The following is a 14,177-nucleotide window of genomic DNA, read 5'->3' as shown; positions in this document are numbered from 1 at the left end:
CGTCGCCGGAGGAGGTGCCCGTGCCCACCGACGTCCCACAGCCGGACGATCCCGCGCCCGCCGCGATCGAGCCACGGTACGCCGCGCCGGCCCGGCTCTGGCGTGCCCTGGACCGCCACCGTCCCCCGGGCGTCGACGCGGTCGACAGCGCCTGGCGCAGCCCGGTACGCGGACCGTGGCTGACCTCCGTGCTGGGCGCCGTGCTGCTGGCCACCCTGCCGCTGGTGATCGTCACCGGGCTGCTCGACTGGATCGCCTACGGCCCCCGCTTCGACCAGGCGTTCCCCCGGGACGTGGGGTGGCTGCACCCGCCCGTGTTCGACTGGCCGACCCGGCCGGCGTGGCTGTTCCGGGTCACCCAGGGGCTGCACGTGACGCTCGGGATCGTGCTGGTGCCGGTGGTGCTGGCCAAGCTCTGGTCGGTGGTGCCGAAGCTGTTCGCCTGGCCACCCGCCCGGTCCGTCGCGCAGGTGCTGGAACGGCTGTCGTTGCTGCTGCTGGTCGGTGGCATCCTGTTCCAGAGCGCCACCGGCCTGCTCAACGTGCAGTACGCGTACCTGTTCGGCTTCGACTTCTACACCGCGCACTGGTACGGCGCCTGGATCTTCACGGTGGCGCTGGTGGTGCACGTGGCGGTCAAGCTGCCCCGGCTGGTGACCGCGCTGCGCGGGCCGGGCTTCGCGCGTACCCCGCTGGCCCGGACCCGGCCGGAGCCGGCGGACCCGGACGGCCTGGTGGCCCACCGCCCCGGCCCGGCGACGATGAGCCGGCGCGGCGTGCTGGCGCTGGCCGGCGGCGGCGCGTTGCTGCTGGCCGCGCTGACCGTGGGGCAGGGCGTGGACGCGCTGCGGGGCACCGCGCTGCTGCTGCCGCGCGGCCGGCGGATCGGCGACGGGCCGACCGGTTTCCCGGTCAACCGCACCGCCGCCGCGGCCGGCGTCACGCCGGACCGGACCGGGTCGGGCTGGTCGCTGACGGTGCGCGCCGGCGACCGGACGGAAGCGCTCGACCGCGACCGGCTGCTCGCGCTGCCGCAGCACACCGCCACGCTGCCGATCGCCTGCGTGGAGGGCTGGTCGACGTCGCAGACCTGGACCGGGGTACGCCTGCGGGACCTCGCCGCGCTGGTCGGCGCCGCGGAGCCGGCCACGGCACGGGTCCGTTCGCTGGAACGCGGCGGGCTGTTCAGCCGGGCCACCCTGCACGGTGGCCAGGTCAGCGACCCGGACGCGCTGCTCGCGTTGCGGGTCAACGGCGTCGACCTGAGCCCCGACCACGGCTTCCCGGCCCGGATCATCGTGCCGGCGCTGCCCGGCGTGCACTGCACCAAGTGGGTCGAGGAGATCGTGTTCGATGGCTGAGCTCCGGCGGGCGTACGGCGCGGCGTGGTGGCACCTGGCGCTCCTGGTCGGTTGCTTCGCGGTGACCGGCTGGATCGCGCTGCGGCTGGCCGGCGAGCCGACCGCGGGGCGGATGCTGCTCTGGTTCGTCGGCGCGGTGGTCGCCCACGACCTGGTGCTGTTCCCGGCGTACGCGACCCTCGACCGGCTGCTGCGGCGCGCCGGCCCGGCGGTGCGCAACCACGTGCGGGTGCCGGCGCTCGGCTCGGGGCTCCTGCTGCTGGTCTATCTGCCCGGCGTGCTCGGGCTCGGTGACGGCACGTACTCGGCGGCCACCGGGCTGACGCCCGAACCGCTGCTGCGACGCTGGCTGGCGGTCAGCGCCGTGCTGTTCGCCGCGAGCGCGCTGCTCTACGCGGTCCGCCGGTTGCGCCGCCGCGAGCACTGACCGCCCGGCGCGCGGGACGGGTCAGGCGCCGGGGCCGACCAGCAGCGCGGCCACCGTACCCGCCGTGGCGAGGGCGGCCAGTGCGGCGCTGGTCGCCACGAACCGGCCCAGCGGCACCGCCACGCCGGCGGCCCGGCAACGCTCGTACCAGATCAGCGTGGCCAGCGACGCCCACGGCGTGGCCAGCGGACCCACGTTCGTGCCGATCAGCAGCGCCAGCAGTTGGGTGTGCCGGTCGGCGGCGATCACCGCCTCGCCGGCCACGTACGCCGGCAGGTTGTTGACCACGTTGCTGAACAGCGCGCCGACCGCGCCCGCCCGCAGCGCCCCCTCCGCGCCCGGATCGGCGCCGATCAGCGCGCCCATCACGCCGTCCAGGCCGTGCCGGCCGATGGTCTGCACCACCAGGAACAGGCCGGTGACGAACACCAGCAGCCGCCACGGCACCAGCGCCGGCCGCAGCCGGTGCCGGGCGCGTGCCGCGAAGCCGGCCACCACGATCGCGGCGGCCACCCCGGAGGCGACGCCGATCTCCACCCCGGCCAGGACGCCGCCGACGAAGAGCAGGCAGGCGGCCAGCGCGGTGCGGTAGAGCAGCCGGTCCGGCGCCACGTACGGCGGCGGCGGGACGAACGGGTCGGCCCCGGCGCGGGCCGGTCGCCAGTACCACCACCACAGCAGCAGCATGGTGATCGCGATGGCGACGAGTTGCGGCCACCACATCCGGGCCGCCCACGGCACCGGGTCCAGGCCGATCCGGCCGCTGGCCAGGATGTTGGTCAGGTTGGACACCGGCAGCAGCAGGCTCGCCGTGTTGGCCAGCCAGACCGTGGTCATGGCCAGCGGCGTCGGCGGCACGTTCAGCGTCCGGGCCAGCGCGATCATCACCGGCGTCAGCAGCACCGCGGTGGTGTCCAGGTTGAGCGCGATGGTGGTCACCGAGGCGAAACCGACGCAGAGCCAGAACAGCGCCCGGAAGCTGCCCCGCGCGGTGATCGCCACCCGGGCGGCGAGCGCGTCGAACACACCGGCCACCGCGGTCAGCTCGGCCAGCACCACCACCGTGCCGAGAAAGATCAGAATGGGCACGATCCGGCGTACGGTGGCCTCGGCGTCGGCGCGGGGGAGCAGGCCGGTGAGCACGCAGAGCACGCCGACCACGGCCAGCCCGATCGCGATCCAGTCGAGCACGTGCAGCCGGCTCCGACGGGATCGGTCCGGCGCGGCGGACGGCGGATCGCCGACGGTCTCCACGAACGACGATCCTCGCACATCCGCCCCGACCGGTCCGGACCGACGTGGGACGGCATGCCGAGCTGCCGAGGGTGTCGATCTGTTGACCGTCGGTGGTCATAATGACCACGTGGCTGTAGGCGCGCACCCCACCCGGTCCGACCGCCCCATCGACTTCTTCATCAGCTACTCGCCGGCCGACGAACGTTGGGCGACGTGGCTGGCGTGGGAGTTCGAGACCGCCGGCTACCGCACGATGATCCAGGCGTGGGACTTCGTGGCCGGCACCAACTTCATCGACTTCATGGACCGCGGGGTCCGCGAGGCCGAGGTGGTGGTGGCGGTGCTCTCCGAACGTTACCTGCACTCCACGTACGGCAAGCTGGAGTGGCAGGCCGCGTTGCGCGCCGACCCGGACGGCACCGGCAACAAGTTGGTCACCGTGCGGGTCGAGGACTGCCCGATCGACGGTCTGCTCGCCACCATCACCTACGTCGACCTGGTCGGCGTGGACGACCCGGCGCAGGCGCGCGCGCGGGTGCTGGACCGGATCCGGGAGGCGCTCGACGGTCGGGCCAAGCCGATGCGGCAACCGGTGTTCCCGCACCACCCGGACGATCCGGCCGGCCTGCTCGCCGCGCCCGCCGCCGGGGCGCCCGCGCAGCGCCGCCCGCGGCGTACCCCGATCAACCCGCCGCCGTTCCCGCCGGCCGCGGTGGCGCCGCCGACGGCGCGCGACACCGTCACGGTGCTCCAGGTGGCCGGGCCCCGGTTCGGCCGCGGCGTGCTCGACCCCGGCGCCCCGGTCACCCCCGGCGAGGTCCAGGAACACCTGATGGGTGACCTGACGCTGCTGATGAACGACGGGGTGCCCCGACCCGACCTGCTGGTGGTGGCCGGCAACCTGACCGAGTCGGGCAGCCCGCGCGAGTTCTCCGACGCGTTGAGCTTCCTCACCGGGCTGCGGGTGCTGCTCGGCCTGGAACCGCACCGCCTCGTGGTGGTGCCCGGCCCGCGGGACGTGACGATGGCCGCCTGCCGGGCGTACTTCGCCACCTGCGAGGCCGACGACGTCGACCCGCAGCCGCCCTACTGGCCCAAGTGGCGGCACTACGCGCGGCTCTTCGACGACCTCTACCAGGGGCTCGACGACCGGCTCTTCGACAGCGAACAGCCCTGGACGCTGTTCCCGATCCCTGACCTGCGGGTGGTGGTGGCCGGGCTGAACTCCACCATCGCCATCACCCACCGCGAGGAGGACCGCTACGGCTTCCTCGGCGAGGCCCAGTCGAGCTGGTTCGCCCAGCGGCTGCGCCACTACCAGCAGTCCGGCTGGCTGCGGCTGGGCGCGATGGCGCACGCCCCCGGCCCGCGCAGCCCGTACGCCGACGAGGCCCCGCCGGACCGGGTGTCGCTGCGCGACCGCGGCTCGGTCAACCGTCTGGTCGGCCCGATGCTCAACCTGCTGATCTCCGACACGGCGCCGGCCGGCCGGGTCGACCCGGTGGTGCCGCTGGCCGCCGCGCCGCGCGACGGCCGGGCGCAGGTGCTGCGGCTCGGCGCGGACGGGATGACCCGTTGGGTGCTGGGCCGCGACGACCGTGAGGACGTCGGCGAGTCGATGGCGGTGAGCTGGCCCCGTGCCGAGGCCACGTTCGGCGCGGCCGGCCCGGCCCAGGTGCCCGACCCCAGGCGACCGGCCCTGGTGGAGGGCGCCACCCAGGGCGGGGCGCCGGCCGCTTCGGCGACGCCGGCGGCGCCGGTGGAGCGGCTGCTGGACCGGCTCGCCGAGGTGTGCGAGGCCCGTTACGACCGGGTGGTGGTGCGGCGCGTCGACGGCGACCCGCCGCACCTGTACGTCAGCTACCGCTCCGACGGGGTGGTCCGGCAGCAGCGGGTCGGCGCGCACGTGGGCACGCCGGGGCCGGACGACGTGGACCGGTTCGCCCGTCGGGTGCACGCCACCGACCCGGACATCGGGTCCGAGCTGGTCTACGACGGCGACCGGGTGCCGCGCGGGCTGGCCGAGGAGGCGCAGCGGCGCGGCGTACGCGTGCTGCACCTGACCGAGTTCCAGGGCCTGCTGGACCTGCGCGACTACGTGGCCGCGCAGACCGCCCGGCTCCAGGCCGACCGGCTCTACCCGCCCGGGCAGTACGTCCCCCAGCGCTACCGCCACCTGGTCGGCGCGGACCAGCGGGTCCGCGAGGACGTGGTGGACGAGTTGCTGGAGACCGTCTCCGCCCCGGACGGCCGGTTCGTGCTGGTGCTCGGTGACTTCGGCCGGGGCAAGACGTTCGCGCTGCGCGAGGTGGCCCGCCGGCTGCCCACCGCCGCACCGGACCTGATCCCGATCCTGGTCGAGCTGCGCGCGCTGGACAAGGCGCACTCGGTGGACGGCCTGGTCGCCGCGCACCTGGCCAACCACGGTGAGCAGGTGATCGACCTCAAGGCGTTCCGGTACATGCTGCGGCAGGGCCGGATCGTGCTGCTCTTCGACGGGTTCGACGAGCTGGTGGCCCGGGTGACCTACGACCGGGCGGCCGACCATCTGGAGACGCTGCTCCAGGCCGCCGAGGGCGCGGCGAAGATCGTGGTGAGCAGCCGAACCCAGCACTTCAAGACCAACTCGCAGGTGCTGACCGCGTTGGGCGAGCGGGTCGGCCTGCTGCCGCACCGCCGGGTGCTGGCGGTGGAGGACTTCACCCCCGGCCAGATCGAGGCGTTCCTGCGGCACCGCTACGACGGCGACGAGGCCGCCGCCCGCGAGCGGATGAGCCTGCTGGCCGGCGTCAAGGATCTGCTCGGCCTGTCCCGTAACCCGCGCATGCTCGGGTTCATCGCCAACCTGGACGAGGGTCGGCTGGCCGCGGTGGCCGGCGCCGGCGGCACGTTCAGCGCCGCCGCGCTCTACCGGGAGATCCTGGAGTCCTGGCTGGACTTCGAGGAACGGCGCACCCAGGGCATTCCGGGGGCCCCGGTCAGCCTGCGCCGGCCGGAGCTGTGGCAGGCGGTGAGCCGGCTGGCGTTCCAGCTCTGGGAGAGCGGCGAGTCGTACCTGCGGCTCGCCGAGCTGACCGAGTCCACCGGCCAGCTCGCCGGGCGGGCCGAGTCGCGGCTGTCCGGCCCGCAGGCCGCGCACGCGGTCGGCGCGGGCAGCCTGCTGGTCCGCACCGACGACGGGCTGTTCGGCTTCATCCACACCTCGGTGATGGAGTGGCTGGTCGCCGACGGCGTCGCCGAGCAGCTCAACCGGGGCGAGGAGCCGACCGCGCTGGCGGTCCGGTCGCTGTCCGCGCTGGCCGTGGAGTTCCTCGGCGACCTCGCCGACCCGGCCCGCTGCACCGCGTGGACGGCCCGGGTGCTCGGCGACGAGTCGGCCGGCGAGACGCTGCGCGCGAACGCGCTGCGGCTGTCCGCCCGGCTGCGCCTGCCCGACCGGGCCGACCTGCGCGGCGCGGTGCTGCGCGGCGAGGACCTGTCGCACCGGGAACTCGCGGGCGCGGACCTGACCGGCGCGGACCTCACCGACACCCGGCTGGTGGCGACGAACCTGACCGAGGCGCGGCTGGAGCACGCCCGGCTGCGCGGCGCGCGCCTGGACCAGGCGCGGCTCGCCGGGGCGGACCTGCGCGGCGCGGAGCTGGCCGGCGCGCGGCTGTTCCGGGCCGACCTGCGCGGCGCGCGGATCGGCGGCAGCAGCTGGCACCGCACCGCGCTGATCGACGTGAGCGCCGACCCGGCGTTGCTGCGCGCGCCGGAGCTGCGCGGCGCGGTCGTCGCGCCGGGCCGGCCGGTCGCGCCCGGGCTGGCGCCGCCCGCGGTGGGCGTCGGGTACGGCTTCGAGGTGGGTCGGCTGCCGGTGCCGGTGGCGTACAGCCCGGACGGCGCGGTGCTGGCGGTGGGCAGCGACGACGGTGGCGTGCTGCTCTGCGACACGGCCACCGGGCTGCCGGTGCGCACGCTCCAGGGGCACCGGTCCCGGGTGTACGCGGTGCGCTACGACGCCGCCTCGCACCAGCTCGTCACCGGCGCGGCCGACCTGACCGTACGGCTGTGGGACGCCGACCACGGCGACGTGCGGCACGTCATCGAGGATGTCTTCGCGGGCTGGGTGTGGCCGCTGCTCACCGACGAGCGCCGGGGCCGGCTGGTGGTCGGCGACGCGGCCGGTGTGGTCCGGCTCTTCGACACCCGCACCGCCCGGCTGCGCCACGAGTGGCCGGGGCACGACGCGCCGATCTGGGGCACCTCGTTCAGTCCGGACGGCCGGCGGGTGGTGGTGGTGGACAGCGCCGGCGCGGTCCGCGGCTGGGACATCCACACCGGCCGGCTCGCGTTCGAGGTGCGGGAGCCGGAGGTGGTCTACCGGGTGGTGCACTCGCCGGACGGCCGGCTGTTGGCCGCCGTCGGGCAGCACGGCCGGGTCTGGGTGCGCCGGGCCTCCGACGGCGAGCTGCTGCGGCAGCCGCGCGGCCACGAGGCCGACGTGTACGCGCTGGACATCAGCCCCGACGGCACACTGATGGCCACCGGCGACACGCACGGCGCGCTGCGGCTGTGGGAGACGGAGACCGGCCGGCCGGTCCGGGTGCTCGGCCGGCAGCGCGGCGCGATCTACAGCGTCCGGTTCAACGGCGACGGCAGCCTGCTCGCCACCGCTGCCAGCGACGGCGCGATCCAGCTCTGGGACACCGCCGACGGCCAGGTGCGGCACGAGTTGACCCGGCACCGCGGCTCGGTGTGGCCGGTGGTCTGGCGGCCGGACCAGAACCAGGTGGCGACCAGCAGCAACGACGGCACCACCCGGCTGTGGGACGTGCGCAGCGGGCAGCTCCAGCACACGCTGCGCGGGCACGGCCGGCGGGTCACCGCGCTCTCCTTCCGCGACGACGGGGAGGTGCTGGCCGCCTGCGGCAACGACGGCGTGGTCCGGCTCTGGGAGCCGCGCACCGGTCGCCTGCTGCGGCAGCTCGCCACCCCCGCCGACCGCCTGCTCTCGGTGGTCTTCTGCCCGGACGAGCCGCTGGTCGCCACGCCGAGCGGCGACGGCGGCGTGCACCTGTGGAACACCGACACCGGCGCGGACGAGCGGGAACTCAACGTGGACACCGACCACGTCTGGGCGGTCGCGTTCAGCCCCGACGGCGACGCCCTGGCCACCGCGAACGACGACGACACGGTCCGCCTCTGGTACCGCCGTACCGGCCGGCACTTCGCCACGCTCACCCCGCACCGGGGCCGGGTTCGCACGGTGGCGTTCAGCCCGGACGGCGAGACCATCGCCACCGGCTGCGACGACCAGATGGTCCGGCTGTGGGACGCGGCCACCGCCACCTGCCGGCTGACCCTGGAGCACCACACCGACCGGGTCTACTCGATCGGCTTCAACAGCGAGGGAACGCTGCTGGCCAGCGCCGGCAACGACGGCACCGCGGTGGTGTGGGACGTGGCCACCGGGGAGGCGCGCACGGTGCTCACCGAGCACACCGGCCGGCTCTGGTCGTGCGCGTTCAGCCCGGACGGCAATCTGCTCGCCACCGCCGGCGACGACCTGGTGATCCGGCTCTGGGACCCGGGCACCGGGCGGCTGCACGGCACCCTCGCCGCGCACACCCGGCGGGTCTGGTCGGTGCACTTCAGCCCGGACAGCAGCCTGCTGGCCAGCGCCGGCGACGACGGCACGGTCCGGCTGTGGGACGTGGCCGACCCGGAGCACGCCCAGTTGCGGACCACGCTGATCGGTCTGCCGGACGGCTGGGCGGCGGTCAGCCCGGACGGCCGCTACAAGCTGGACGGTGACCCGGGCGGCCAGTTCTGGCACGTCATCGGCACCTGCCGCTTCGAGGTCGGCGAACTGGACCCCTACCTCACCCAGGTCCGCCGCCTGGCCGTCGACGCCCCCTTCTGACCACCCCCGCGCCCTTCGCCCGTGATCAAGGAGTTCGCGTCCCGGTTCCGCGCCGGCTCCGACGCGAACTCCTCGGTCGACTCAGGCGGGGGCCGGGCCCGTCCAGCGGACCTCGCCGTCGTGCCACACGTCCGTCGGGGCCAGGCCGCAGGCGGTGGCCACCGCCGCCGACGCGCGGTGGTCGGGATGGATGTGGGCCACGAGGGTACGCACACCGCGTCGCCCGAGCCAGCCGGCCATTCCCCGGGCGGCCTCGGTGGCGATCCCGCGCCCCTGCCAGGGCGTGCCCACCACCCAGGCGATCTCCGCGACCGGCCCGGCGTGGACCGGCTCCGTGTCGTCGCGGTGCCGGTGCCCGACCGCCCGGGCGCCCGCCGTGGCCGCGTGCCGGGGCGGCCCCACGGGTGCGGTGACGGTGGCCTGGACGAACCCGGTCAGCGGGCCGTCGTCGCGGAGCTGGATGACCCAGTTGCACCACGACTCGCCCGGGTCGGGGGAGCCGGCGACCAACCGCTGGTAGCGGGCGCGCAGCGCCACCGGGTCGGCGGGGCTGCCGCCGATGAAGGCGTGCAGCGCCGGGTCGGCGAGCACGGCGGCCATCTCCTCGGCGTGCGCGACGGCCAGCGGCAGCAGGAGCAGCCGGGCGGTGGGGACGGTTCCGGTGGTGAACCCGCTCATGGCGTCGCCGTCTCGGGAGAGGGGTGGGGATGGCGCCGCGTCATCGTACCGGTGGGGCGGGCGCCGGGGCGGGCGGTGGGGCGGGCGGTGGGCGCCGCCCGCCCCGGCTCACCGGCCGGTCAGCGCCGCCACTTCTGGTTGGCGGTGCCGCCGCACTCCCAGATCTGCAACCGCGTGCCGTCGGCCGAGCTGTTGCCGGTGGCGTCCAGGCACTTGTTGGCCTGCGGGTTGACGATGTCACCGGCGGCGCTGAACACCCATTTCTGCGCGCCGCTGCCGTTGCAGTCGTAGAGCTGCACCTTGGCGCCGTTGGCGGTGGACCCGGACGCCACGTCGAGGCACTTGCCGAGCGCGCGCACCGAGCCGTCGGCGCTCCAGGTCCAGCGCTGGGCGGCGGTGCCGTTGCAGGTCCAGAGCTGCACGGCGGTGCCGTTGGCGGTGCTCGCGCTCGCCACGTCGACGCACTTGTTGCCGTACCCGACGATCGGCCCGCCGGTGCCCCCGCCGCCGGTGTCCCAGGCCTGCACGCGGACGTAGTCGACGGTCATGGTCTGCGGGAACGTGGTGGAGCCGTCCGGCGAGCCGGGCCAGTTGCCGCCGACCGCCACGTTCATGATCATGAAGAACGGGTGGTCGAAGACCCAGCGGTTGCCGCCCGCGTCGGCCGGCGTCTTGCGCGAGTAGGCCACGCCGTCGAGATACCAGGTGATCGAGTCGGGGGCCCAGTCGACGGCAAAGGTGTGGAACGCGTCGGCGAGCGCCTGGCCGTTCGGCAGCGACGTGGACGCGCCGATGCCGTTGGCGCCGGAGTAGCCCGGGCCGTGCAGCGTGCCCCACACCGTGGACGGGGCGTAGCCGACGTTCTCCATGATGTCGATCTCGCCGCTGTTGGGCCACGGGTTGCTGCCGATGTCGTTGCCGAGCATCCAGAACGCCGGCCACAGTCCCTGCCCGCGCGGGATCTTGATGCGCGCCTCGAACCGGCCGTACGCCTGGGTGAACGTACCGTTGGTGAGTAGCCGGGCCGAGGTGTACTGGCAGCTTCCGTACCAGCAGCCGTAGCCGGCCGGGTTCTCCTTGCGGGCGGTGATGACCAGGTTGCCGTTGCCGTCGAGCGCGGCGTTGCGGGTGCTGTTGGTGTAGTACTGCAACTCGTTGTTGCCCCAACCGCCGCCGCCGATGTCGTAACGCCACTTGCTCGCGTCGGGGGCGGCGCCGGCCGGGCCGGTGAAGTCGTCGGACCAGGTGACCGCGCCGGGGGCGGCCATCGCCGGGGTGGTCGGGACGGTGGTGAGGGCGGCCGTGAGGCCGACCGCCGCCATCGCCAGAGCGGCGGCGGTACGGATGCTGCGCACGGGGTGCCTCCTGCGGTGGTGGGGGCGTTCGGTGTCCGGGCGGCCGGCCCCGCCGAACGGTAAACAAACTATAAAGATAGTCTTCGATGAAGGTATGAACGAAGTCGCCCGCTGTCAACAGGAAGCGGGGGAGACTACCGTTCGGCGTCGTCGATCGCCCGCTCCATCCGGTCCAGCCAGAGGTCGACCTGCCACTCGTCGTATCCGTTGAAACGCACCTGGAAGACGACGTCGTGCACCTCCCGGGCGGTCACCGGGCTCAGGCTGGGCATCGTGCCGTGTTGGTGGTGGGCGAGCGTCGCCTCGATGCGCTCGGCGAACGCGTCGACCTGCTTGGTGTCGTAGCCACGGCGAAGGAGTCGGCGCGCGAAGCGTTGCCCCCGGAGCGTCGACCCCTGGCCCGTCGCGCTCCGGATGCCCTCGGCGGCCGGATCGACGGTGCGCTGGGCGCGGGGGCGCACCAGGATCCGCACCTCGTCGGCGGTCAACTCCACGCGGATGGGCGTCCCCGGGTTCACCACCATCGCGGCGGCGGCCGGCCACCCGGAGGCCACGTCGTGGAAGGACCAGGGGCCGGACGGCCGTCCGATGAACCGCTGCGGCGCGGTGGTCAGCTCGATGTGACCGGTCCTGCCCGCCAGATAGCTGTGCAGGGCGTCGACCGGACCCGGGTGGCGGGGCAGGAGCGGGCTGTCCGGCAACCAGACCTTCGCGGTCAACAGGATCCGCATCGCCGCGTCGGCGGACGACCGCGTCGCCGCCCACAGTTGCGCCTCCACGTCGTTGAGCGGAATGAACTGCGTTTCCTCCGCGCCCGGCATGGTCTCCTCGTCCGGCGCGGAGAGCGGCGTCTCCTCTGCGCCGAGCGCGGACGCGGGGGGCGTCTCCTCGGTGTGCCGCGCGTGCCGTCCCCCCCTCGGGCCGTCCGACGGCCCGGCCCCGGCGGTCGGCGCCGACCCGAGCAGACTGAGGTAGTCGTCCATGACCTGCCGCACGACCTCGGCCGGTAGCACGGCGATCTCGTCCCCGGGTCCCCGAAGCGCCGACCGGCCGTTCACCATGCCGACGACCTCTCCGGTGGCGGGTCGCCACACGGGCGCGCCGGTCATCGCGTACCGGACCGGCCCCGGATCGTCCTCCGTCAAGTCCAGGTACGCCCACCCGCCCGACGCGACCGACACGACCCGGGCCGGTCGCCGGGACGTGTGGGGCAGGACGAGAACCGCCTCGCCGGCCCTCGGCGCCCCGCGCGCGACCGAGATCGGCGCGTACGCGGGCGGGTCCCCCTCGATGCGGAGGATCGCCACGTCGAGCTGGTCGAACGTGGACTGGTGCGGGGGCCACGCCGCGACGACAGTGGTGTAGACGGGTCCCCCGTGCCGACCACCGATGCGCACCGACACCCGCCCGTCCGGCCACGAGGAGGCGACCGGATTCCGGCCGAGCGCGCTGTTGACCACGTGGGCGCAGGTCGCCAGGTACCGCGGACCCACCAGGAAGCCGCTGCCCACGCCCTGACCGTCGGCGTCCGTCACCTCGCCGACCACGAGCTCGTCGGGGATGCCGGGCGCGACGACGGCGTCCGCGGGAGCGTCTGGCTCCGCCGGCGTGGAGACGCCCGCCACCCGGGCGAGGATCTCGGCCCGGAGCCTCGCGAACGCACGGCTGTCCGCCGGCAGATCCAGCGCGCCGGACGGGGTGGGCACCGCGGCGGCCAGGCCGGCGCCCGGCAGCCGCAGCCGGCGCTCGATGAAGGCGGACACCTCCCGGTCGACCCGGTCCGCCTCGTGTCGCTGCAAGGTGGCGAGCAGGATGTCGCGGACGCCGTCGACGAACTCGTAGCGGTCGTCGGCCGCCGACCCGTCGGTGACGCTGACCACCAGACCGCTGAACAGGATCTCCGCCAGGTGTGCTGGTGAGGAACGGGGCATCATCGTCGCCTGCACGGTCCGCATCAACGCCAGACTCAGCGGCGCCGCGGACAGGTAGGTGACCAACTCGTACGCCTCCGGCGTGGCTCCGGCCCGGAACGCCCGGACCCGCTCGAAGGGTTCCCGGGGCTCCCGGCGGGTTTCCGGAGTGCCGCGTGCGGTGTCGCCGGGGAAGAGGACCGACGCGTCGACTCCGCCCTGGGCACTGCCGCTGGTCAGCCGGGCCCAGGGGGCCAGCCATCCGGCGTCGACCTCCAACACCGGCACCGGTGGCTCGGCGACGTGATGGCGACGTCGATAACTGACGAAGGACAGCCGGTTGTTGGGCGCGCCCGGCGACGGGGTGTCCAACCGCCCGGGCACCGGACGCAGTGCCGTCCGTTCCCACAGGTGGGCGGGGAGCGGTTGCAGGACGGCAACCGGACCGGAGCGGCCCCAACGGCGGATCACCTCGCCGAGACCGCCGCCACGCCATGCCTCGCCGACGCCGTCGGTCAGCAGCAGGATGAGCCGGCGGCCCGTCGGGTCGATCAGCTCCGACGGACGTCGCGGGGTACCACCGGCGCCCCGCCGGGACGTGGTCACCCACGGCCTGCCGTCCGCGTCCACGTGCAGGTGGCACAACCGCACGTCCCGGAACGCGCCGAGCCGCCGGAACACGCCGGACAGCTCCATGGCGAGTCGCCCCCAGAGTTGCCCGCCCGCTCCCAGGTCCGCGACGAGCACCAGGTCCAGCCACGGCTCCCGAGCCGGCCGCAACACCGGCAGCCAGATCCTCCGCTCGGCGATCCGGCGTGCCGTTGCCTCCTCGTCGAGGACCATCCGGTGTCGGGAGTCGACAGTCCGCTTCAGCGGACGCAGCGACCGCATCAGACGCAGCGTGTCCGGAATCGCCGGTGCGGCGTGCGCCAGCAGCGGCACCGCCGGGCTCGCCGGAGGCCGGTGGTGGGACTGTTGAGGACGCAGGTGCAGCGGCAGCAGGTCCTCCGCCACGGGATCGGGCGGGCGTACCCGAGCGACCGGGTCGGGGGCCTCGGCCGGCTCCGGTGGGCCGGGGTCGAACCGCGGGTCCGTCGGCGACGGCGCCTCCGCCGGCTCGCCCGACCCGGTCCGTTCCGGAGGCCCGGTGCCCTCGTCGACGGGCGCGGCCCGGTCACCATGGTCGTCCGGGGACGCCGCCGCGGGCCCGGACGGCAGGTGCTGCGCCAGCCACAGGGCGTCCGCGAGACCGCGGGCGTCCAGGTCCAGGCCGGCCCGGGCGAAGACCCGCGACACCCGTGC

Annotated in this window: 6 protein-coding genes and 2 pseudogenes; 3 read left to right on the top strand and 5 right to left on the bottom strand. The window is 74.8% G+C overall.

The annotated features are described in order from the left end of the window. Positions 1–20 precede the first annotated feature (20 nt). Together OG767_RS17905 and OG767_RS17900 are read left to right on the top strand one after the other, a co-directional pair. The gene (locus OG767_RS17905; protein ID WP_405089598.1) at positions 21–1,361 is read left to right on the top strand and encodes a molybdopterin-dependent oxidoreductase; all 1,341 of its coding nucleotides are present in this window, start codon (positions 21–23) and stop codon (positions 1,359–1,361) included. After that, entirely contained in the window at positions 1,354–1,788 is a 435-nt protein-coding gene (locus tag OG767_RS17900; RefSeq protein ID WP_405089597.1) for a hypothetical protein, read from the top strand. Before OG767_RS17905 ends, OG767_RS17900 begins: the two co-directional genes overlap by 8 nt. A gap of 21 nt (positions 1,789–1,809) precedes the next feature. Here OG767_RS17900 and OG767_RS17895 read toward each other — a convergent pair whose 3' ends face one another. Continuing rightward, entirely contained in the window at positions 1,810–3,042 is a 1,233-nt protein-coding gene (locus OG767_RS17895; protein ID WP_405089596.1) for an SLC13 family permease, read from the bottom strand. Between the two features lie 109 nt (positions 3,043–3,151). On the opposite strand from OG767_RS17895, the gene OG767_RS17890 reads away from it, so the two are divergent. Next, positions 3,152–8,932 (top strand): TIR domain-containing protein, encoded by a 5,781-nt coding sequence (locus OG767_RS17890; protein WP_405089595.1) that lies wholly within the window; start codon positions 3,152–3,154, stop codon positions 8,930–8,932. 81 nt (positions 8,933–9,013) lie between these two features. On the opposite strand, the gene OG767_RS17885 is transcribed toward OG767_RS17890, so the two are convergent. The 4 genes and pseudogenes from OG767_RS17885 to OG767_RS17870 all read right to left on the bottom strand — a co-directional run. After that, positions 9,014–9,610 carry a GNAT family N-acetyltransferase gene (locus tag OG767_RS17885; RefSeq protein ID WP_405089594.1) on the bottom strand — a complete coding sequence of 199 codons (597 nt, stop codon included), beginning with the start codon at positions 9,608–9,610 and terminating at the stop codon, positions 9,014–9,016. A gap of 119 nt (positions 9,611–9,729) precedes the next feature. Further along, positions 9,730–10,965: an RICIN domain-containing protein gene (locus OG767_RS17880; protein WP_405089593.1), complete on the bottom strand. Its 1,236-nt coding sequence runs from the start codon at positions 10,963–10,965 to the stop codon at positions 9,730–9,732. A 140-nt stretch (positions 10,966–11,105) separates the two neighbouring features. Beyond that, positions 11,106–11,381: pseudogene (locus OG767_RS17875) on the bottom strand (DivIVA domain-containing protein); the annotation flags it as partial. A 654-nt stretch (positions 11,382–12,035) separates the two neighbouring features. Continuing rightward, positions 12,036–14,171, bottom strand: a pseudogene (locus OG767_RS17870) (SAV_2336 N-terminal domain-related protein); the annotation flags it as partial. Positions 14,172–14,177: the final 6 nt, after the last annotated feature.

The organism is Micromonospora sp. NBC_01392, from assembly GCF_045040125.1.
In the GTDB taxonomy this organism is placed as follows: Bacteria; Actinomycetota; Actinomycetes; order Mycobacteriales; family Micromonosporaceae; genus Micromonospora.
The sequence above is the reverse complement of the archived record's forward strand: the minus strand, read 5'-3'. Positions and strand labels throughout refer to the sequence as shown.